The sequence below is a fragment of the Glaciimonas sp. GNP009 genome (assembly GCF_054343755.1).
Genome location: NZ_JBTGUV010000004.1, coordinates 3,733,450 through 3,754,018 on the forward strand (window position 1 = coordinate 3,733,450; position 20,569 = coordinate 3,754,018).

Here is a 20,569-nt window from a genome sequence, read left to right on the forward strand (position 1 = left end):
GTTAGCGCACTGCGGTCTGGGTTTAGGCCGCATTGCCGACTACTATGTCCTTGTCGCCAAGGCCTAATGCGAACGCTGCTTCACGCAATACCATCTGGCGCAGCAAAGTGGACGGCTGTTCGCCCTGATAATTGGCAAGTGCCTGAATCAGGTCATGCTCGTAATCATCAAAACGAAGGGTCAGCCGGTTATGGCGAATGCGCTTGGTGTCGGGATACATGACGTGTCCTTTATGGATGACTTGAAGAGGTCAACTGGGTGGAGAGATCGGACAAACGCGCAGTTTCTTTCTCGTACGCGTCCAGACCGAGCAACGTCACAATGCGTAAAAAATTAGCACGTGACCGATTGTCAGCGGCGGCATGCTGCTCGACGCGGGCCATCTCTTCGGTCCTAAGACGAAGGTATAGCGGGCCGCCCAGAATGCCTTTTGGTGAGCGACTAAGTTTTTGTTGTATTTTCATGGTGTAGAATTTGTCATTGCTAGGAATGGCTCAAATATATCACTCATTTGAGTGATTTAATAGGTTTATTATTTAAATGAGTAATATTTTTGATAGATTAAGGCTTGAACGGAAGCGCTTAGGCCTTAACCAAGACGAATTTGCAGCTATCGGTGGAGTTAAAAAAGGTGCCCAGTTTAATTATGAAAACGGTACCCGAAATCCAGATTCTTCTTATTTGGCTGCGATTGCTGAGGCCGGTGTGGATGTGCAATACGTGCTTACCGGAAAGATCGGGGCAGCAACTTTGGCAGCAGAAGAAAGTGAGCTTGTAGCAAGCTATCGTGCTTTAGACATTCGCGGTAAAGCCGGTGTACTCGGTATGATTGATGGTTTGAGCGATCCTAAACAACCGCCGGAATCACCAGCCTTTATTAATCATGGAAAAGTTGGTCAACAAATTGTTGGCGGAATAAACGCTCCCCAAACGTTTAACATGGGTGGTCGGAAAAAAAAGAAAAATACTATTCCAGAGTGACCGTCTATTGGCCAGCGATAGGCCAGCATTCCAAGGGGATGTTGGCCAAGTAGTTATCTGTGATGTACATCAATCGCACGTCCTTGATAAGCCCCTTTCCTTCGTCCTGATTGTATTTGTCGCGATCAGCAGTTGGGCGATGTATCAGATAGCGCCAGACGCAGATGCAGGGGTCATACCGCCGTTATTGGTTTGCACGGTAGAGCGTAAAGACTATCCAGTAGGGCGCGCCAAGGTGCTGGTGACCGGCGAAATTTTAGAGTGTTTGAGTCCCGGCAAGAACCTCCCTCCGCGTTGGCACATGATTGAAAGATCGCGAATTCGGTAGTGCGGTAGCTCTGGCTATCGTTCAGCGCTACATCTAATCAAACACGTGCGTAATTTAGTGCGATTGGTCGCCATCGCAAAGACCATGATTACTAATTTATACAAACTCAGCATCTGTCAGTTTTTCCGATAACGTTGCCCATTATAAATAAGTACCAGGCAACAGCAACTGGCAGCTTTCGGCCAATTACGGCCGGTGGCCATTCCCGGCTTACCGGCCGCTTCAGACTGTGTGCGGTCATTGCGCTTCGATAAGAGATCAACCAGTTCTATGCAAATGTGTTTTCATCTGCATTTGAACGAATGGCAGCTTAGGATGGTGGATCGGCCGTTGACGGAGATTATTCAACGAATGGTTGGTTTTGAAGAGCTTGACAGGCAGATCTCGACCCAAAAAAGTCATCCCAGCTTTTCTTGCCAAGGGCGGCAATGCAGGGCGGATTGAACCAGTCGATGCAACACGTTTAAAGCATGTAAATATCTGCAATATACAGAGGGCTGCGTAAAAACGCAGAATCACTTTCCTCAAAATCAATCGTGTATTAAGTCGAATTCTTACTCGTTCGCTTTCCGGTACATTATTCACCCAGCAGATACAACATACTGTCACTTTTACTTTATGCGACGGCTATTTTTCTCATATGCGATGTGATGTACATATAGCAAGTGCGCGCATCTTCAGCCAGTTCGACAAAGCTAATAGTGCGCTTTTGCCATTGCTGGAAATCTGATTTATTTCCCCCCTGCATCAAGTCCCTAAAATCCATACTCCAATCAATAAAGATACGGCGCGGCGCCCGACCTTCAATGACGGTGAGCACATCGCTATGACGCGAGTCACTCTTTATTTTTTCCATTAGGCCTTCTAGGACTTCCTGTTTGCCTTCCAGCATTTGCATAAAATAGCCATCTTGATAAAGCAGGCAGCCCGTGATGCCGTTCGTACGATTGTACGAACTCGACTGCTTCAATATTGCATCAAGCGCTAACCCCGGCATCGGCGCGGTAGCAGTGCTGACATAAATCAAAAATTCCAAGGGCGCTGCTGCAACTGAGGCACCATCCCGAATTTCACGCGCCACAGCGTCGACAAAAAGCGCTTCCGGCAACGGACGATGAAAACGATAACCCTGAATGAAATCACAACCCTGGGCACATAATTCAATTTGCTGGTCCATAGTTTCCACTCCTTCAGCGACCAGCTTCAAGCCCAAAGTGTGGCCCAAGCCAATCACGGCGCGGATCACGGCCCGGCTTTCCGGATTCTTGTCGATGTCGTCGATTAATGCTTTATCGATCTTTAATACATTGACCGGCAAGCGTGTCAATTGCGCTAGCGATGAATAGCCGGTACCAAAATCATCGATGGCCACGCGCAAGCCAAGGTCAGCAAGGCCGCGCAAGATCAGTAAATTTTTTTCAATATCGGCCATCAGCGCCGTCTCGGTAATTTCCAGTAATAGACGTGCTGGGTCCGCTCCCGTGATCCGGAGCGCCAGCGCAAACACGTCGACCAGCGCCTCATCGTTCAATTGTCTGGTAGACACATTTACTGACACATACGGCGCTTGTTCACCCCAGCGACCACGCCAATCGACTTCGGCCCGGCATGCTTGCATAAAAACCCAGGAGCCGATTTCAATGATGGCTCCCGTCATCTCGGCGATAGGAATAAAGACGGCTGGAGAGATAGGACCTTGAGGAGGATTCCAGCGTAAAAGTAATTCGGCGCCGACGATGCGCCCACTATCGGCGACGACGATCGGCTGAAAGTGAGGTGAAAATTCATTGCGCGCCAAGGCAGTGGACAAAGCGCTGGCGATCCTCATGCGTTGCTGGGCCTGCTCTTGAACTTGCTCGCTAAAAAACTGCCAGTTGCTGTGCCCCTGTTCCTTGGCTACTTTCATCGCTGCATCGGCATGACGCAACATGTCGATTGCCGTCTGGGCGCCATCGCTATCAATGGCGATACCCACGCTCGCTGTAACCGATAGCGTCAATCCAGCGATAAAAACCGGTTGACACAATGTGTCATTGATACGTTGCGCCAAGATCGCCATCGTAGCGGCTTGCCCGGCTTGCTCGCACAGGATCAGGTATTCACGGTCGCTCAGCCTTACGGCGCTCTCGCCTTTTCGAATTTCCCCGTGCAGGCGACAGACGATAGTCTCCAGCAACAGATTTCCGATTTCCTGACCGTGAGTCTCGCTGACCAGCTGGATGCCATCAATATCGATGTGCAACAATATCACGCTCGATTTAGTGCGGCGTGACCGGTGCAAGGCGCAGTCGATGCGTTCTCGGATTGAGCTAAGGTTGGACAGGCTAGTCGAGGCGTCGTATTTGTCCCACTGACGCGCTAGTGCGAGTTCTTTAATGACAGTCTCCTGCATGGGCGCCGTTACGCACACAAGTGTTGTTGATTTTGCCATTGCTCTAAGATTTAAAATTAGTGAAATTGACAATATCGTAGAATTTAATTATTACCTTATAGTAACTGTTTAAAAGCAACGCTTGTATTTTTAAAATAGTCATTTTGGCATTATTCCTCGATAACTTATTGCCACGCATCAGCATGCTCGAGATTGCAGCATGGTGAACGTATATTCCACCATCTCGTACGCAGCGCGCAGCATTTCCTGCCAAGGACGTTGCTGGTCGCTTCGCAGCAGGAATGGAAGCTAGTCTCTTTGGCACCAGCAGAAATAACGCTTCAATTAATATGAATGGCAATTTCTCTTCTATTTTTATGATTGTTGCCTATTCCACAGCACTCGCGCATCAATACCGTAACTTGATCAATCGAGAACAATCAGCTTTGGCGTACAATTTTTCCCGTTTCGTGAGCTGCCCCTAAAGCGGCGAATGGCCGTAAAGCACCCTTGAGTAGCATCCCGAAATCCTATATGAGGAAACCGAATACAATTAGTCATTAATGGCCGCCTCATTGATGACCAGCGACAGCAATCGCTGCATTGCCGCCGATGGTACGAAAAACGTGAAAGACTCTTGTGGATCGACTGCCGTCGGTCGCGACAGCAAATCACTATCCTATTCGGACTGCTTTGCAGACGTGGAGCTAATCTATTTTTTGTGGTCGTACTGGATCGCTTTGGTACAGACACTTCTAGAATGTCAACTCTGGTTTGAGCTAAGCCCCTATGCCACCTATAACTCACAGTCCCCAAATTGACTATAGGCAATGCAAGTACGCTTAAAAGCGTTCATTAAGGGTGCGCATAAATATGAGGATGACCAAAATGTAAGGGACTATTTTTTAAACATAAAAGTCATACTTCGGAATAGTGCTGTCCTCCAGCAATCAATAGTGTATTTTGTTAAGTTATTTGTCCTTATATGGGACAAGCTCTTGCTACAAAGGAAATTACCCATCAGCAACCTCCAAAGGGGTGTTGCATTACTTAAAAACAAACATAAAGTAGACAAATGGATACAACTGATTATGTAACTGCGATTATTTTTTCTTTGATTTTATTTTCAGGATGGCCCAGCACTGGATTTTCATCGGAATCTTTTAGTGGTGATGAATTTGGATGCATTAAATACTCAACTAGGTCCCTAGATACATGTGCAGAAGAGGGTGTTACTCGCAAAATTTTAGTTAAGGCCAATCCTCTGACTGGGGGTTGCGCGATTTTCAATGAGGATCGAGGTCAGGTAGAAAATCATTCTTTGGGCTCTTTGATTTTTGTGGATAAGGATAATTGGAAATGTTCGCTTCCTAAATCCATGCTGGATCTTCAGTCTGGCGTTGGGATGGATAACGGAGCTATTTCTTACACCGTTATTGACAGTCATGGACTGATTCCCAATACGTATTCCCCGTTAATGCGAACTGACACGATAATTGGAAAAATAAAACACTATTGGTATGCTGCGGCTCTTTGGCAATAATGAACCAAGACGGTTCGGCATATCTTTTCGTCACAACAGGTGAAGCGAAAAGAAAGATAAATGATGTTTATCGACCAGACAGACGAAAAACTTGCACAATTTGTCCAAGATCACTCTCAGGATTTTGGTGAGGAATTTGACCCAACAACGGCTCAGAAAATAACTGAAGCAATATTGGCTGATGGAGCATTCATTGAGAAGCGCCCGCATGGTTTTGCGATCTTACGTCCGCCCCGAGATTCCAACAAGTCCGACCATATAATTCTCTGGTATTTTTATATTTCTGAAGAGTGCCGAGAAAAAGGTAATGGAGAATCGTTTGTGCAGGATTTAATAGCCAAACATGCAATCGGTAAATCAATGGTTTTGCGATGTGACGGCACAAAGCGCCGTAAATTTTTTGAACGATGTGGGTTCGCTAAGCTCCACGTAGAGTGTTCAAATGACGGACATTCGATGCGATATACGCCGTCTTGAAAGATTTTAACTTTTCTTGTTTTATTCAGCAGTGGCGCAAAAATGTGCGATGTATTACGAGAATGGCCAAGCCTCAAGGAATTATTTTTGACAGTACCAGTGACAGTACATTTAAATATTGAAAAACGGATAACCTTTTTTTTATAAGGCGAAGACTATATTATTAGATTCCCACCTTCGCATTGAATTTACAACTTCTAGGTTAACGGACGATGAGTGTATCGTCTCTATTCAACGAACCCGTCATTGCAGGCTATTTTCTTTAATAATCTCCCGCCGCTCCCGTATCTTTTCCCATTCGAGTTGGGCGGCGCGGGTGGCGCTTTGCTTACTGACGTAGAGGTGTTGCAGTGCCTTCGGATTGCCACGAGCGCCCGCCAGTTCCTCCCCTTGACGCTTGCTGACCTTATCGCGCCACGCTGCCGTGACGCCAGTGATTCCCTCGTCCGGATCAGTCTGTTCTTCGCGTTGCACTTCCGCTTCCTCCGTTTTGGTTTCCAGTTCGATAGCGGTGGTAAAGCCATTGCTGCCGATGCTATGCGTGACTTTCGCCGTCAACCATTCGACATTGTCTATCGCCGCTTTAAAGCCCGATACCGTGACCGGTGATTGCGGCATCAGTTCGGGATTACCTACGGCCAGTGTTAGTTCAAACGTCGCCAGTCCGCGCTGGATGCGCAGCCATTCGGCGACCGCTGCCGTGCGGGCATCCGCTTCGTTGGCATAGGTGGTGCGCAGGCGTTTGGCGTTGCCTGCTGTCCCCGCCACCACGCTACGACGCAGGACTTGCTTATCATCCTGCCAGAACACTCGCACACCGGTATAGCTGTCGCGTTCGGCACTGTGATAGCGGTGGCTGTCACCGAATTGCCGCGTGATATCGATTGGGGGTAATGGCTTGCCGGAGACGGTCTGGCTGCGGCTGGCGGGCATAAAAATCAGCGTATCGTTTTTAACGGTCGCAACAGCATCGTATTGCTTGCCGAGTCGTCGCAAAAACGCCGCGTCACTCTCGCGCGTCTGGTCGATGTGTTTGACCGCGACGTGACGTAACCCATCGGCAATCCCGGCTGTGAGTTGCTGCCTAAAAGCAATGACTTCAATGATCGCGCCGAGCGTCGTGTCATGGAAGCTATGTTCTTCGACTTGCCGAAAGGTGTCGATCAGATTAGCAGTCCGGGCGCGTAACGTGATGGTGTCGGGTGCGCCGCTGTGTTCGACTTCATCGACGGTAAACGTGCCTTTGTCGACCAGGCCGCTATGTTTCCAGCCGATGTGTAAATGGATCTTTGCGCCTTTGGAGGGAATGGCAAGTTGACCGTCCGTATCGTCTAGTGCAAGGTCGAGCTGGTCGGCGGACTCCTTGCGGCATTCGGTCAGCGTGAGGTTAATCAGGCGTGGACGGATGATATCGGTCAGGTCACGTCCATCTAAGGTGACACGGAAGTCGGGGATAAGGTCGTTCATCGGTTGACGATTCCGTTGACGATGTCGCCTATCCCATTGACCGCGTTCACATTGTTGGCCAGCCCATCGAGGGTGAGCATATCGCGCAGGGTGCCGATGTTGCCCAGGTTACGCAACGTATTGCGCACATCGTCATCGGTGCATTTGAGGGTGATCGCAAACTCGACGCGGCCCGGATTGCCGTCGGCTCCGAGATGCGTTTTACCTTCGGTCATGCTGGTGATGATATACGCGCCATAAATCCGTCCGGTTCCCTGAATCAGTATCCATGACTTGCCGGTATCTGCCATCAGTCGTAATGCGTCGAGCGCATAGAGCGAACCGGTCAGTTCGGGCGCTATCCAGCCGGAGAGCGTGATGGTGTCGTCGCCCTTGCCGGTGAACTGAAACGCGTCACGCGCCCCGACACGGGCGTTGCTGACGTGCTTCCATTCGGTCTGGCGTTGCAGTTCCTGATAGGCCAGCGTGGGGAGGCTAAAGACGAACATGCCGAGGGCCATCATCATGCGGTGAGTCCTTATAGTAAATTAATAGTCATGGAGGCTGGAACGCTGACGTGCGCGCTTTTCGCGGTCGCGCTGGTCGAGTGCTTTTGCCACCGCTTGCGCAATCGCGTTGCCATCCATGGTGGGTGTGGTCTGGATGATGATCTGGATCGTGTCGCCCTGGAACACGGTGCCGCTGTTGCTGCCACGCGCTGCCATTGGTGTGCGGGTATCAAACGCCATCGCGGGGATTGCGGCAGCACCGATGGCAATACCCGCGCCGAGTTGCGTGAGGCGTTTTGCCATGGTACCGACCTGTCTGACCGGTGCGTCTTCACTGCGCTGCAGACCGAGGGCGAGGCCTTGCATCGTATCGTCACCGAAGGCGGCAAAGACTCGACTCGGGCTACGGATGCCGAGCTTGTCTTTGAACCAGCCAATGACGTTTTCCCCCGCGCCGGTGATCGTCGTTTTGACTGCCCCCAGTGCGCCGGACATGCCGTTGACTAAGCCGTGCATGATGTTGCTACCAAAACCGGTAAAGGTGGCGGGCAGATCGATCCCGAACCAGCGCAGCACGCCCGCAAAGGCGGTATAAAACAGCCCGAGTGGCGACCAGTTCAGAATCCGGGCGCTGACGGCACCGATACCACCGCTAAACACGGTGGTGATGCCTGCCCACGCATCGGATAACACGCTCTTAATCGACGTCCAGTTATTAACGATCAAATAGCCCGCGCCAGCGAGTGTGGCCAGCGCTGCCACAATCGCGAGGATGGTCCAGCCGATGGGATTGGTTAGCAGGAAGAGGAACGCGCCTTTCATGGCACCGCCGACAAACAGCAAGGCTGCGCCGATACCTTTTAATACCGGAATCACGATCCCACCTTGTAACCCGATGGCGCTCAGCACAAAGCGCATGATCGCAAACGGGCCGAGGATGGCGGCGACACCGAGCGCCAGCACGCCCAGCACCACCAGTATGACGGCCAGCACGGCGGCAATTTTGAGGAGCGTACCCGTCAGTTGCGGGTTCGCCTCAATCCAGAAGGACAGGCGTTCGGTCACGCGCCCGATGGTCTCCATGATGTCGGTCAGTGCCGGTTTTAAGGTGCTACCGGTCATGGCCGAGAAGCCGAACACTTTGTTTTGTAAAAGTTGCCATTTGGCCGATAGGGTATCGAGCCGCGCCTGAAACTCGCGGTCCATACTGCCCTTGGCGGCTTCACCATTGGCCAGTTCTAACTGTCGCCGGTATTCGCCGACGCCACCGGCCAGCTTGGCAATCGCGCCGCCCCAGTCTTTGCCGAATAAACGGGTCACCGCTTCCATCTTGGATTCGGTCGGTAGTGCGTTGATTTTATCGAGCACCGTCAGGATGGTCTTCTGCGCATCGGTAATCATGCCAAGTTGTAAATCTTTACTGCGCATGCCGATCATCCTGGCACCGACCTGAAACCGTTCAGGATTCATTTTCGCTATTTGCAACTGGCGCAGCATGCCGGACGAGGCGGTATCGGCCCGTTCAGGGGATTCGCCCAGTGTTAGTAGTGTGGACGCCAAGGCAGCGGCATTTTTTACCGACAGGCCGATGGTGGACGCGGCACCAGCCAGATCGCCTTGTAACACACCAATGATATCGGCGCCTTTGGAGATCGCGTTATCGTCCAGATAATTGATCGCATCTCCGAGCTTGTCGAGGCTCTGGATCGGAATCTTAAAAATTCCGGCGATCTTGCCCATCTGGTCGCCGATCTCGCCCGCTGGCATCTCAAACGCCGTCGCCATCTTGGCATTGTTGGTGGTGAAGGCCAGCAGATTGTCTTTGCCCTGAATGCCCATGCGCGCACCAGCGACTGTCAGGTCGATCAGTTCCGTCGTCGCCATCGGAATCCGGGTGGCCAGTTCGCGCATCGCGCTGCCCATGTCGTAATAGGTGGCAGTCAGCTTGCCATTGCCATCGCGTGCCCCGTCGACCTGTTTGGCGATCCCGACCATGCTGTCCTCATAGCGCATGAAGTCCTTGACTGTTTTAAGGATAGGCATACCGCTGGCCACGCCTGCTGCGGTCATGCCTGCGCCCGCCATGGCGACATTGCCCGCTGTGGCACGGGTCGTGTGCAGGCGCTGCCGTGCCGCACCCATGCGCTCTTGCTGACGGGCAATGCTAGTTAGCTTCTTTTGTTGCGCCGCTAATTCGGCGTTGGCATAGGCCACGCTGTCTTTGAGCCACGCCTGTGCCTTGCTTAAATTTTTGGTACTCATGCCGGTGGCGGTGAGCGCGGTGTTGAGTTGCTTATTGGTTTCCAGATTGGCGCGGTAGGTGCTCTTCAATTTTTCAACGACGGCTTGTGACTTCTTGTATTCGGCGCTCAGTTTTTTTACTGCGGCAGCGGCCGGAGTCGCTTGGGTGGTCAGCGTGCCGAGTTGATCGCCGATGGCTTTGGCGTGCTGCTGCGCATTGCGTAGTTCGACCGACGTGGTTTTAAGGCCGCGTTTCAATTCGAGAAATGCGTTGAGTTTCTTTTGCTGGCTACCGAGTTCTTTGAGGCGGTCACTGGTGGCTTTGATGGCTTTGGCGGTCGGCGATGCTGCAGCCTGTATTTTTTTGAGCGGACCGGTGACTTTGTCGAGCGCGGTCATGATCACTTGTAGTCGGAGGTCCGCCATGGTTGCTTTCTATAACTTCTTTATTTATTGTTCTGCGGTGCTGCGCAAGCGTGCGCGTTCGCGCCAGTCCATCAGTTCGTTTAACGTAAAATCTGCCATCGCCGCCGGATCCCAGTGGAACACCACGGCGATATCGGCCATGGCGTTTTCTACGCGGTCGGGGAGACCATGTTCCGATCCGCTTTCTTCGCTAAAAAATACGCTACCTCGGCCCCCAACGCCATCAGATCGGCAAGGTCGAGATTATTGACATCCTGCATAGTTAAAATTGGTTGCGTGATGCGCGGTAATACTTTTTGCAGGGCCATTACATCGAGGTTGGCAACATCGACCAGTGAGACGCCGCGCAACTCTCCGGCTTTTGGTTTGCGTAACTGGATCTCGGTGATGACGGTGTCGCCGCGCTGTAGCGGTTCGTCCAGGATGACGGTGACGTGGTTGGAGGAAACAGGTGCGGCGAAAGTTTTGACGGTGGACATGGTGTGCTCTTTTTAAATGAAATAAATAAAGGGTTGATACGGTTGACCTGGTGTTTACAAACCGATGGCTGCACGCAACGCATCGTTCATACTCACGCCATTGATGTTCTCGATACAGTTCATAAAATCGAGTTCGATCAGGTCCACGTTGTCGACGGTGAGTTTGTAATAACTGACGGCGGTGCTGTACTTGTGGGTGGTGTCGTCGCCGACTTTACTGGAGCCCATATCGATTTCTTTATGGCGTCCGCGCACGACGACTTCGACCGCTGCCACCTCACCGGTATCGTCATTTTGGTAGCCACCGGCAAAGCGTAGTTGCACCGCGTTGTGGGCCTTGGCGGCGTACTGTTTTAAGGCGTCGACAATTAAGCCGCCAGCGGTCCATTCGAGGGTGAGCGCTTCGTTCCCCATATCGACCATGATCGGGCCGCTCATGCCACCGGCACGGTATTCCTCCATCTTGCGGCTGAGTTTCGGTAACGTTAATTCTGGCACCAGTCCCATGTAGGATGCGCCATCGTTGAACAGATTAAAGTCTTTGAGTTTGTTGGGTAAGCCCATGGGTCTTTCTCCAAATAAAGGGTTGCCTGTAGTGGCTGATTACGCGGTGATGCGGCTCGCGAAATCGGCCAGATAGCGGTCGGTAATACGTTGCTGGAATACCAGATTTTCTAGCGGGGGAACGGGTGTGTAGTCGTAATCAATCGCCAGCTTTCCGGCTTTTAAGGTGTCTTTGCTGTTGAACGCTTCGTCGTACCAGGCACTGCCGTCGATGATGTAGCCCTGTGCTTTCAAGTCGCGGAATTTGGCATTGATGCTTTCGATCAAGTCTTTGACGAGCGACGGATGCAACGGTTTATCGACATACGTAAAATGCGCTTCCGCTATCGTGTCGGCCAGCACTTGGGCCGTGCGGGTGTAGTTTTCAAAAAAGAAGAATTCCGGCACTTCACAGGTGCGCGAACCCCAGAAGCGAAAGCCGCCATTGTTGATCAGCGTGGTGACTTCTTTGCCGTTCAGGTATCCGGCGTCGGTGGCCGGATCCTGCAAGTCCCAGAACACATCGCTGGAAATCCCGGTCGGGCCATTGACCGGCATATTCGACAAGGTTTTATGCCAGCCGATGGTCTGGTCGATCTTGGCGCGTAATCCCAGTGCATAGGCGACCGCGGGAATGCTGGCCTCAGCATTGGTCGCCGTATCCCAGCTGACAAAGTCCGGCCAGATCAGCATCAGTTCACGCTGCCCGAAGTCTTTGCGATAGGCGACCGCATCTTCTTTGGTCAAACAACCCCACGCCGACGCATACACAAAGCCGCGTAGTTGCTGGGCCACGCTAACCAGTGCATTGGTCACCGCCTGAGTGTCGAGTCCCGGCGCACCGAGGATGCGTGGTTTGATCCCGAGTTTGCCCTGGGCGGCCAGCAAGGCTTTGATGCCGGTGTATTTGCCGCTGGCCGTTACGGTACCGATGACGTTGGTGGTGGTCGCCGCTTCATCGTCGCCTTCGGCTACCCTGACAACGATGGTGAACGGTTTGGTTTGCGCGCCGATGGCTTCCAGTGTGCGGCGCAGTGTTCCTTTCTTTCCGGCTTTGCCGAGGGCCGCAATCACGTTGGTCAGTAACACTGGCGTGTCCAGCGGAAACGTCAACGGATCGGCATCTTCTGCGGTGGCCACCAGACCGATGACGGCGGTGCTGATGGTGCGGATCGGGCGCGTGCCTTCGTTGATTTCGAGGACGCGCACGCCATGGTGATAATCGTCTGCCATAACAACTCCTGTAAGTAATAAGTAATGCGTGATTAAAAAGAGATGACGTCCGGACAGACCGGCCACGTCAGACGATGCGGATAGTCGGGCTGGTCGATGATCCGATTGAGACCGACACGGTAGGTTTTCCATGCCCTGAGCAAGACGCTATCGGCCGGTGTGGCGTCGTCGATATCGACGCGGTCCTGATATTTGGTAATCGCCGTGGTGGCGACCCGTACGCCGTTGCCGATGCGCTCGATGGCGGTGGCGACCAGTTCGCCATCGCTCGGGTAATAATCCGGTACCGGCCCCCACCGACCGCTGTCACATTCGGCATAAATCGCGCGTCCATGCGGTTCGACATCGTCAGGCGTCGCTAAAAAGGACCAATAGTTTTCATTGGCGTCAAATTTGACGTCGCACCGGATCCCGTTGGCCTGCCGCACTGGCGTGCGCACATCCGCGTAGGTAAAGCGGTCGACCGGCAGCGCCGGTGGCACGATGGACGCCGGTGGTGTCGCTTCGTCCGGCATGGCCGTTGCTATAGCGTTCTTGTTTGTTTTTATTACTTTGTTGCGCGTTGCCATCATCCGACCCTTTGCCATAATGCTGCCCGTGTGCCGATACCACCATCGTTGCCGGTGCCGTTGTCATACGCCCAGCCGCGTAACTGCCATGCCCCGCCGACTTCCGGTGAGCCATGGTTTTTGTTTAAGCGGTAGGAGCCGATACTGTTTTCTGATAAGCCAGCGCCTACCAGCTGGTGGGCATACGTCGCCACGCCTGCACTGTTGGCATAGTTCGTACTATTGGCGTAATTGACGTTGAAAGTGGCTGGATTAAACAACGCGCAATCACTGGGATTGTCATAGCCGCCATGCACCCACGTCGGCTGACCGCCGCGTCCGTCCCATTGCAGCCGGATATTTGCGTTGCCGGTGACCTTGTAGCGCAATGCGTCGTTGAGCGCGCTTTGCAACACCAGCGTGCCAAGGTCGGAAACATCGACCGTCACCTTCAGACCGTCGTTTTCGCTCCAGCCAATCTTGACCGGGTTCTGCGTTTGTCCGATACCGGTGCCTTGCTGGACCGGCGTATAACCGAGCGTGTCTTGCTTGTGAGCAGGATCAAACGTCACGGTATCCCATAGTAGTTTCCATGCACGGCCCTTGAACGTCGGCTCCTGTCCGGTAAAGCCGGTGCGTTCCCAACTGCGCTGGCTGGTGCCGCCTTCGGTATAGAGCTGGCGTACAAACTGACCACCGTGCAGCGTGATCAACGTTCCGAAGCCATCGCCGTCCAGTGGTAAATGGGTGGCCGCGAGGATGCCGCGGTCATTGGCCACCAGCACGTCGCGTACGCCAGTGGTCAGTAAGGTGTCGCAATCGGTGTCACTGTCGGTCACGGCGTCGAGTGTGCGGAAATACAGTGCGTCACCCCGTGCATCAGTGAGATAACCAGGATGCGGATCGATTTCTTCTTTGTGGTGATCGATAGCGTTGGCCAGCGCCGGTGTCAGTCCGGCTGGCGTCACCGCACGGGTCGGATCGCTTCCTGCCACGGTCTCAGTAAAAGTCGCCAGTTCGACCACGCCTTGGCGGGAGGTGGTGGCCGGGGGATTGGTAAAATTGGCGTTGCCAAAGGTTAAATTGGTGACATCAATCGTCGTAAAAATCGTGTCGGCCGACAACAGCAGCATCGACTGCGCGGACTTCTCCAGGATCGGGTCAGGCTGACCGTAGACACCAAGCAAGACACCATTACTCAACCAATAGCCGATCCCGCGCACCGTATAGGTGTCGGTGCCATCGTCGCGGATGGTGACGTGGATCGTGCCCGCACCCACGACTTCCCCTGAGAGCGCATCGAGCCGTTTGAATTCGCCGGGTAGATCAACCAGGTCGTCGTCGGGCGTGAACACGGCGGCGGTGAGACCGATATGCGTCACGGTCAATGGTGCGGTGCCGTTGTGTTCGGCGTTGACTAAGGCGGCGCGACCGGCTTTGGTGGTGATGATGGAGATTCCGGACATAGGATTAGGGTGCTTCCGTAAGGTGTAGTCGGGCGTAGATCACAGGACGCAGCGCGGTGACGACTGCAATCGCAGCAAAGGTATTCAACCCTTGGGTGAACGTAAAATGACTGCGCACCGGCTTGGTCCGGTTGACTTCGGCGATGACGTCGTCGACAAAGGCAGCGGTCGCGGATGCGCCGCCTGCGCCACTCAAGGTCATCAGCAAATCAAAGGTGTGCGGTTCACCCTTGGGCGATTGTTGCCACCATTCGTTAAGCAGGATCGCGCCTCCGAACGCGGCGACCACATCTTTGACGGATTGGGCGGTGCCCTTCTGGCGGTGGATTGCCATGGCGCTGCGCACGCGGGCGCGCCGGACTTCTTCACTCCAGTACGGTTTCCAGCTGTCGACCGACAATTGCCACGCCAGCCATGGCAATAAATTGATTGGGCAGGTGTCCGATTGATACAGCGTGCGCAGCGGTACCGGCACAGCGGAGATGCGGGCGGTCGTCGCTTCCAGGGCGCGTTCCTGTGGCGTGGTGTTGGGTGGCAGTAACGACCGATATGATGAGGGAACCGGCCTACTCATACACACCGCCATAGTCGACTACGATATCGTCACAGAACGGTGCCTGACGGCGCGTCACCGGGAGGTCCATGGTGGGAGATGTCAACTCCACGCGTTCGACGCCGTCGACGTGTAAGGCGGCATAGATGCCTGACAAGGTCGGCACGCGTCCGATGCGGTGGGTATCGATCACGTATTGCGCCATGCGCTTCTGTGCTTCCAGGAGGACGACGGTCGCATCCGGACCGGGAAACGTGAACAAGGTGGCGCGAACCTGATAGCGCACAATCTCGACCGATTCGACCAGGACGTAATCGGTGAGCGGGCGCACGTTATCGGCCCCAAGTCGTGACGCAACAAGTTCTAGTAAATCGGGTGTAGCCGTTCCGTCACCTTCGCGTGACAGGATCGTCACGATCACTTGACCGGGCGACGGACTGGTCGCCGACGCATCGAGCACGCGACCATCGGCACCGAGTGCATGAAAGATGTACGCACCTTCGGGACCGGCGACCGAGAAGCCGTGCGGGGCCAGCTGGATACGCTTGCGCAAATCTGCATTCGATTCCATCACCGCATCAGTTCCCTTGTCGGGATCGGCAGGCGTGACGACCAGACGCGGCACATCCATCAATGCGCCCAGGTGATCCAGATCGCTATCCATTGCATAGGCCAGCATCAGGGCGCGGGCCGCTTCGTTGACGCGCTGGCGTATGTATAGCTCACGATAGGCGGTCACTTGTAAAATCTTCATGGCCGGATCGGATTCCTGCAAGCCGTCGAAGGTCGCGTCCCGAAGGATCAGGTCATCCAGCTGTTCAGCGAGTATAGTCTCGAAGTCCAGCGCTTCGACGATGTTCGGTACCGGTAAGCGCGAGAGGTCAATCGCCGAGGTACTCATACGCCACCCTGACTAACCGGCACCGTCAGTTGCACACTTTGTTCAGCGGCCACGCCATCGAGCAGCAGAGTCGCTTTGCCATTGGTGTCACGCTGTAGTTGTAAGCCGGTCAGATTGATACGCGGTTCCCACAAACGCACCGCATGCGCAGTCGCCGCATAAATGCGTAAGGTCGTGGCGCCATGTAATGGCTGATCGATTAGATCCGGCACTTCGGACCCGTAACCACGGCGCATCACGCGGGATCCTATCGGTGTGGTCAGGATATCAGCCAGCGATTGACGGATATGCGCGAGGCCGGTTAATGCACGGCCAGTGCTGCGATGCATGCCGCTCATTGCGGACCGTCCGACACGTCGCTACCGCGCTCAATGCCGCCGTGCGGGTGGTTCATTAGGCTGATGCCGCCAGCGACCACATCGTCGGTCGCGGTCAGGGTACCGTTAATCACGGCTGCCGCACCACCACCCGCACCGGGGGTGACCGCCATGCCGCCGTTGAGTGAACTCATGCCGGTCACAATCAGATTTTTTAAGACGGTGAGATTGCCCGTGCAGACCGTGTCGTCGGCGTTGGAGGTGACTATGCCAGGTGCGACCGTCACGCTGGTGCCATCCGGCAAGGTGGCGCTTAACGCATGGGCGGCGCTATCGTACTGGATGAGCGCGCCATCGCTGTAACGTGTGGTGTGATGGTCAGGGTTCGTCGACGGTGACGCATGCTGATCGGAGTACACCGCAGGCAAAATAATGGCGTGATCAAAGTTGCCTTCCGGCGATAACAGGATCACCTGTTCGCCCAACGACGGTGGCCACCACGTTTGCGCGTCCCCGGCCCGGGTCGTCGCCCATGGTCGCCAGTCGGTCAGATTGTTGCCGATCTGAACCCGTACGTGTTGCGCGTCGTGATCGATCTCGGCAATGGTGCCAAGACGGATCAGGTTCAGGAGTAAGCGGAGTATTTCGGAGAGGTCGGCAGTCATGCGATGCATGGTGCCGTGTTGCGCTTCGGAATGCATCTGGCAACGAGTTGCTAAGCCGCTTATCAGCTCAGAGATCCTATGGCACCTTGCGGGCGCGTGAGCCACGCCACCGTACCGGCGAAACACCTGCAAGTAAAGCCAAGGCCGCGCACCTGTACAGCGGCGCAAGGCTAGCATATTTCGCATTTTTACCCAAATGAACACGACTCGCTGCGGGCAGCGTGAATCGACTCATTTGCGTAATGTACGCTTATGGCGTATATTAACTGCATGCGATATGAATTTATTGAATCAACCCTATTTTCCTCCAACGTCTATGATTACCTTAATGATGACGAATATAAAGAGTTACAGGAATATCTTTCTGATAATCATGAGGCTGGGGATGTTGTTCGCGGTTCAGGGGGCGTTCGCAAAGTACGTTGGGCACGTGCAGGCGCAGGTAAGTCTGGCGGTGTGAGGGTCTGTTATTACGCACGTACTCGAGCGGGACAAATTTTAATGCTGGTGATTTATGCAAAGAGCAATCGCGCTTCCATCCCCGGCCATATTCTTAAACAATTGAAGGAGATTCTCGATGAAACTGACTGAGAAGGCATTACTGGCGCGGGATGCGCAGCGTGACATCGGTGCTGAACTGTTGCAAGCGGTGCAAGAATTACGTGGTGGCAAGTGGGCGCGAAAAACCACATTCGAAGCGTTGCCGGATGGATCGATGCGACGTGTGATCGTGCGTTCGGATGGCACTATCGAAAAAGATGAGGTCTTGACGGGACCGAAGTGGGAGTTGATGGCGGCCCGTGCAGGTTCCGGTATGTCCCAGGCTGAATTTGCGAAAGCGATCGGTGTTTCAGTGCGAACGCTGCAAGAGTGGGAGCAAGGCCGTAAATCTCCTTCCGGCCCCGCCCAAACGTTGTTAAAAATAGCTAGCCGTCATCCTGAATTGTTGCGTGAAGTGTCGCTAGACTAATCAATGCTATGGCGTCAAATGTTTGAGTAAAGATTCACGAATCAACGTGTGATCCTCAGCACTAAATCCCAATAAAGGCCGGGCCGCATAGCGGACTTCCGGCCCTTTTTTAGATACCTTGTCTATCAATCCCTCCTGATGCACCCGTGCAATGCGCGCCACCCGTCCAAAGAAGCCGACCGATAGCTGATTTTCATCCTGCTGAATTGTGAGGCTTTTTTGTTTGCGTATCTTGGCAAACATCGCGGCCTTTTGCCGTTTGATGCGACCGCTTTTGCCCCGTAGGTTTTTGCGTTGTTTGCGCGCCGTATAGGCCTCGCCCTCCGGCGTTTGCTGGCTGGCGATGCGTTTGACCTGGCTACGGCGTAAATCCTGCGCGACTTTTTTATTGACGGCGCGGCGCTGGGCCGGTGCAAGTTTTAATAACAGCGCACCGGCCCATTCTTCTATCGCCTGCAAGTCGTTATTCATGCCAGTTGAACAGGCGTGTGCCATTCAGCCAGTAACGACTCGCCCTGGTACAAGGTCCAGAAGTCGTCGCTGTAGTCGGGCGTGGGTTGTGCCTCGGGTGTATGGCGGATAGCGAGCCTGCCGCCTTCGCGTTTGACGATGACGCGTTCGGTCAGGTCCAGCTTGATCGACAGATCAATCGTTTCATGATTATTAAAATCCACGTCAAAGCCGATACCGGTTTGTCGTAACGTCGGATTATTCAGTAAATCACGTTGATGCAGCGCAATCCACGCCAGCAGCGGCACTATGATCGCATCCGGATCGCCGCTGTAGTCGGTGAGGATGATGTTGAGCTTGTAACGGTATTCAAACGAGAGCGATGCGGATCCGGTAGCGACCACGTTACCCTCGTCGGCGAATACCAGCAGCTTGTCGGGGTTCTGACGCAAATCCGGATTGGCCGCGATCAGATGGTTTTGCAGGCTAGTGGGCTTGAGCATCATGTTCTTCTTGTTGGCATGCAACGATCATGTCGACTTGGGCGGCACACATGGCCCACGCGGCCTCGGTGCGTTCGAGCGCAAGGTGCAACGCGCCGTTAGTGGTCGGTGCCGTTGCTGGTAATTGGCAGCGGGTGACTGGCGGACAACCATTGACGATAAGCGTCGGCACCGATGAGGGAGGGACGCTTGCGCAGCCGGGCAATAGCGTCAGGCAAAGGAGCAAAAGCCCAAGGGCGAATGGAGAGGTCATGGTGGAGTTGGTCGATCAGGGCTTCACGTTCGGATAAAGTGACGGCCATGCTGGCCCGCGCCGCTTGTAGTTTGATGGTCGCCTGACGCTGTTTGACGTCGACGGCTTTTAGGGTGTCGATGATGCGGTTGCGGTCGGTCACCCCTCGCTCGGCGCGTGCAGCCTGATCCCTGACGGTGATCAGGCTGGCGCGTTGACTAACGATGACGGTTCCCATGCCACCCATTAACAGCACACCAACGAGGATTTTAACGATCAGCTCCATAACCCGGCCCGTGTCCCTTTGTGATCGATGGTCAATACCTGACGCCGTGGTGTCACCCCTTCGGCCGCAATACCCAGATGGACCCAGATTGCGGACCCGGCGCGTTCGTAGATCAGTTGATCGAACTGTAAATAGGAGTGTTCGAGCTTGCGACAGATCGCCAGCGGCGTGCCGAATTCGACTGCCGTAAAATCATTGGCTAACCCGTCCAGATGCGCGCTGTTGCGTGCGCCGCCGACCGCCCGGTTCAATGCCGTACAGCGAAATCCGCTTGAAATGCGCATCGCCGCACCGCCCAGTTCGAGCCGGACCAGCTCATCAAACTTGGCCAGACGTCGCAGGTTCACGGCGATGGCTGGCGGTGGCGTGTTGTCGATGCCGAGGGTGCGGGCGGTGTCGCTGCGCACGAATTCTGTCAGCGCAAAGTGTTCAGTCAGGTGGTCACTAGAGATAGCCATACGGATCTTTCAAAAGGTGGGCGACATTGCCCCTGGCACGGCAAACGATGACGCATAAGGCAAGCGCCAGTCCGGCTTGCGCCAGCGACACCGGCGCGTGACCGAGCAGAATATCCAGTGCACAACTACCGGTCAGGGCAATGAGCAACCATGCCAACGACGACAGGTGGATCCGGTAGTTCGCCAGACCGCGCCGATAGCACAGTAGTTGCCCGCACGCTGCGAGATAACAGCACAAGGCGATAGCAGTCACGACTTGTTGCACGGTATCAATCATGGCGTCCTCCTTTGCGTAACCATTCTGGCAACGCAATGGATTTGATTAAATCGATACCGTGTAAGGTCAGCGCAATCACTGCTGCCGAAGCTAAGAAAGCGGCGACACCGGATTGTTTGAGTGGTGTGTTGTTCATGACTTCCGGCGCGGCCAGATAACCAATGGCTAGCGAAATCACCATGTAGACCAGTCGCTGCAACAGGGGCAAATTCTTACTGGTGATGGCCACCAAGGTGGCACCGGCAAAGGCACCGATGAGTGCATTGCCATCGATCCCCGGAAAGATCGAGGACAGACCGATGCCTGCGGCGGTGGTCATGAATAACGAGGTGCTGCCGGGTTCGGCCATAGTGTTTCTCCCTTATG

Annotated in this window: 28 protein-coding genes; 5 read left to right on the plus strand and 23 right to left on the minus strand. The window is 54.1% G+C overall.

All coding sequences use genetic code 11. The annotated features are described in order from the left end of the window. Nucleotides 1-22 precede the first annotated feature (22 nt). Both ACXX82_RS17405 and ACXX82_RS17410 read right to left on the minus strand, forming a co-directional pair. Complete coding sequence (locus ACXX82_RS17405) at nucleotides 23-220, minus strand: hypothetical protein (protein ID WP_323507260.1); 198 nt, start codon at nucleotides 218-220, stop codon at nucleotides 23-25. A gap of 10 nt (nucleotides 221-230) precedes the next feature. Beyond that, nucleotides 231-464 (minus strand): hypothetical protein, encoded by a 234-nt coding sequence (locus tag ACXX82_RS17410; protein WP_458563360.1) that lies wholly within the window; start codon nucleotides 462-464, stop codon nucleotides 231-233. Nucleotides 465-540: 76 nt separating this feature from the next. Between ACXX82_RS17410 and ACXX82_RS17415 the strand changes: the two genes are divergently transcribed. Beyond that, on the plus strand, nucleotides 541-981 hold the full coding sequence (locus tag ACXX82_RS17415) for a helix-turn-helix domain-containing protein (protein ID WP_322236734.1): 441 nt from the start codon (nucleotides 541-543) through the stop codon (nucleotides 979-981). 944 nt (nucleotides 982-1,925) lie between these two features. Here the strand turns inward: ACXX82_RS17415 and ACXX82_RS17420 are convergent. Beyond that, complete coding sequence (locus ACXX82_RS17420) at nucleotides 1,926-3,701, minus strand: EAL domain-containing protein (RefSeq protein WP_458563361.1); 1,776 nt, start codon at nucleotides 3,699-3,701, stop codon at nucleotides 1,926-1,928. A 1,054-nt stretch (nucleotides 3,702-4,755) separates the two neighbouring features. Here ACXX82_RS17420 and ACXX82_RS17425 point away from each other — a divergent pair. Further along, nucleotides 4,756-5,223 (plus strand): hypothetical protein, encoded by a 468-nt coding sequence (locus tag ACXX82_RS17425; RefSeq protein WP_458563362.1) that lies wholly within the window; start codon nucleotides 4,756-4,758, stop codon nucleotides 5,221-5,223. 60 nt (nucleotides 5,224-5,283) lie between these two features. Then, nucleotides 5,284-5,700, plus strand: a complete 417-nt coding sequence (locus tag ACXX82_RS17430; RefSeq protein ID WP_458563363.1) for a GNAT family N-acetyltransferase — start codon at nucleotides 5,284-5,286, stop codon at nucleotides 5,698-5,700. A 243-nt stretch (nucleotides 5,701-5,943) separates the two neighbouring features. Here the strand turns inward: ACXX82_RS17430 and ACXX82_RS17435 are convergent, their stop codons facing one another. Genes ACXX82_RS17435 through ACXX82_RS17495 form a run of 13 tightly spaced genes read right to left on the minus strand, consistent with a single transcriptional unit; the run spans nucleotide 5,944 to nucleotide 17,063 of the window. Next, the gene (locus ACXX82_RS17435) at nucleotides 5,944-7,167 is read right to left on the minus strand and encodes a phage late control D family protein (protein ID WP_458563364.1); all 1,224 of its coding nucleotides are present in this window, start codon (nucleotides 7,165-7,167) and stop codon (nucleotides 5,944-5,946) included. Then, on the minus strand, nucleotides 7,164-7,673 hold the full coding sequence (locus ACXX82_RS17440; protein ID WP_458563365.1) for a phage tail protein: 510 nt from the start codon (nucleotides 7,671-7,673) through the stop codon (nucleotides 7,164-7,166). The genes ACXX82_RS17435 and ACXX82_RS17440 overlap by 4 nt, the downstream gene beginning before the upstream one ends. Before the next feature lie 21 nt (nucleotides 7,674-7,694). Next, nucleotides 7,695-10,322 carry a phage tail tape measure protein gene (locus ACXX82_RS17445; RefSeq protein WP_458563366.1) on the minus strand — a complete coding sequence of 876 codons (2,628 nt, stop codon included), beginning with the start codon at nucleotides 10,320-10,322 and terminating at the stop codon, nucleotides 7,695-7,697. 24 nt (nucleotides 10,323-10,346) lie between these two features. Next, nucleotides 10,347-10,463 carry a GpE family phage tail protein gene (locus ACXX82_RS17450; protein ID WP_458563338.1) on the minus strand — a complete coding sequence of 39 codons (117 nt, stop codon included), beginning with the start codon at nucleotides 10,461-10,463 and terminating at the stop codon, nucleotides 10,347-10,349. 8 nt (nucleotides 10,464-10,471) lie between these two features. Further along, nucleotides 10,472-10,801: a phage tail assembly protein gene (locus tag ACXX82_RS17455; protein ID WP_458563367.1), complete on the minus strand. Its 330-nt coding sequence runs from the start codon at nucleotides 10,799-10,801 to the stop codon at nucleotides 10,472-10,474. Nucleotides 10,802-10,855: 54 nt separating this feature from the next. Further along, complete coding sequence (locus ACXX82_RS17460) at nucleotides 10,856-11,365, minus strand: phage major tail tube protein (protein WP_323507249.1); 510 nt, start codon at nucleotides 11,363-11,365, stop codon at nucleotides 10,856-10,858. 39 nt (nucleotides 11,366-11,404) lie between these two features. Next, the gene (locus ACXX82_RS17465; protein WP_458564020.1) at nucleotides 11,405-12,577 is read right to left on the minus strand and encodes a phage tail sheath protein; all 1,173 of its coding nucleotides are present in this window, start codon (nucleotides 12,575-12,577) and stop codon (nucleotides 11,405-11,407) included. 32 nt (nucleotides 12,578-12,609) lie between these two features. Then, complete coding sequence (locus tag ACXX82_RS17470; protein ID WP_458563368.1) at nucleotides 12,610-13,164, minus strand: tail fiber assembly protein; 555 nt, start codon at nucleotides 13,162-13,164, stop codon at nucleotides 12,610-12,612. Then, complete coding sequence (locus ACXX82_RS17475) at nucleotides 13,146-14,591, minus strand: hypothetical protein (protein WP_458563369.1); 1,446 nt, start codon at nucleotides 14,589-14,591, stop codon at nucleotides 13,146-13,148. Before ACXX82_RS17475 ends, ACXX82_RS17470 begins: the two co-directional genes overlap by 19 nt. 4 nt (nucleotides 14,592-14,595) lie before the next feature. Next, entirely contained in the window at nucleotides 14,596-15,165 is a 570-nt protein-coding gene (locus ACXX82_RS17480; protein ID WP_458563370.1) for a phage tail protein I, read from the minus strand. Continuing rightward, nucleotides 15,158-16,045, minus strand: coding sequence for a baseplate assembly protein (locus ACXX82_RS17485; protein WP_458563371.1), 888 nt, complete (start codon nucleotides 16,043-16,045; stop codon nucleotides 15,158-15,160). Before ACXX82_RS17485 ends, ACXX82_RS17480 begins: the two co-directional genes overlap by 8 nt. Beyond that, entirely contained in the window at nucleotides 16,042-16,383 is a 342-nt protein-coding gene (locus ACXX82_RS17490) for a GPW/gp25 family protein (RefSeq protein ID WP_458563372.1), read from the minus strand. The genes ACXX82_RS17485 and ACXX82_RS17490 overlap by 4 nt, the downstream gene beginning before the upstream one ends. Next, nucleotides 16,380-17,063 (minus strand): phage baseplate assembly protein V, encoded by a 684-nt coding sequence (locus tag ACXX82_RS17495; RefSeq protein WP_458563373.1) that lies wholly within the window; start codon nucleotides 17,061-17,063, stop codon nucleotides 16,380-16,382. The genes ACXX82_RS17490 and ACXX82_RS17495 overlap by 4 nt, the downstream gene beginning before the upstream one ends. A gap of 216 nt (nucleotides 17,064-17,279) precedes the next feature. On the opposite strand from ACXX82_RS17495, the gene ACXX82_RS17500 reads away from it, so the two are divergent. Further along, entirely contained in the window at nucleotides 17,280-17,618 is a 339-nt protein-coding gene (locus ACXX82_RS17500; RefSeq protein ID WP_458563374.1) for a transcriptional regulator, read from the plus strand. Beyond that, nucleotides 17,605-17,997: a helix-turn-helix domain-containing protein gene (locus ACXX82_RS17505; RefSeq protein WP_458563375.1), complete on the plus strand. Its 393-nt coding sequence runs from the start codon at nucleotides 17,605-17,607 to the stop codon at nucleotides 17,995-17,997. The genes ACXX82_RS17500 and ACXX82_RS17505 overlap by 14 nt, the downstream gene beginning before the upstream one ends. 6 nt (nucleotides 17,998-18,003) lie before the next feature. Here the strand turns inward: ACXX82_RS17505 and ACXX82_RS17510 are convergent, their stop codons facing one another. From ACXX82_RS17510 to ACXX82_RS17540, 7 genes are read right to left on the minus strand one after another with little or no spacing between them, the layout of a single operon-like run. Beyond that, on the minus strand, nucleotides 18,004-18,468 hold the full coding sequence (locus tag ACXX82_RS17510) for a phage virion morphogenesis protein (RefSeq protein WP_458563376.1): 465 nt from the start codon (nucleotides 18,466-18,468) through the stop codon (nucleotides 18,004-18,006). Further along, a complete protein-coding gene (locus ACXX82_RS17515) occupies nucleotides 18,465-18,950 on the minus strand; it encodes a phage tail protein (protein WP_458564017.1) in 486 nt (161 codons plus the stop codon). Before ACXX82_RS17515 ends, ACXX82_RS17510 begins: the two co-directional genes overlap by 4 nt. After that, nucleotides 18,934-19,155, minus strand: coding sequence for an Rz1-like lysis system protein LysC (lysC, locus tag ACXX82_RS17520; protein ID WP_458564021.1), 222 nt, complete (start codon nucleotides 19,153-19,155; stop codon nucleotides 18,934-18,936). The genes ACXX82_RS17515 and lysC overlap by 17 nt, the downstream gene beginning before the upstream one ends. Further along, on the minus strand, nucleotides 19,049-19,468 hold the full coding sequence (locus tag ACXX82_RS17525) for a hypothetical protein (RefSeq protein WP_458564059.1): 420 nt from the start codon (nucleotides 19,466-19,468) through the stop codon (nucleotides 19,049-19,051). Before ACXX82_RS17525 ends, lysC begins: the two co-directional genes overlap by 107 nt. Then, nucleotides 19,459-19,926 (minus strand): D-Ala-D-Ala carboxypeptidase family metallohydrolase, encoded by a 468-nt coding sequence (locus ACXX82_RS17530; RefSeq protein ID WP_458563326.1) that lies wholly within the window; start codon nucleotides 19,924-19,926, stop codon nucleotides 19,459-19,461. The genes ACXX82_RS17525 and ACXX82_RS17530 overlap by 10 nt, the downstream gene beginning before the upstream one ends. Then, the gene (locus ACXX82_RS17535) at nucleotides 19,913-20,203 is read right to left on the minus strand and encodes a phage holin family protein (protein WP_458563377.1); all 291 of its coding nucleotides are present in this window, start codon (nucleotides 20,201-20,203) and stop codon (nucleotides 19,913-19,915) included. The genes ACXX82_RS17530 and ACXX82_RS17535 overlap by 14 nt, the downstream gene beginning before the upstream one ends. Then, a complete protein-coding gene (locus tag ACXX82_RS17540) occupies nucleotides 20,196-20,552 on the minus strand; it encodes a putative holin (RefSeq protein WP_458563378.1) in 357 nt (118 codons plus the stop codon). Before ACXX82_RS17540 ends, ACXX82_RS17535 begins: the two co-directional genes overlap by 8 nt. Nucleotides 20,553-20,569 lie beyond the last annotated feature (17 nt).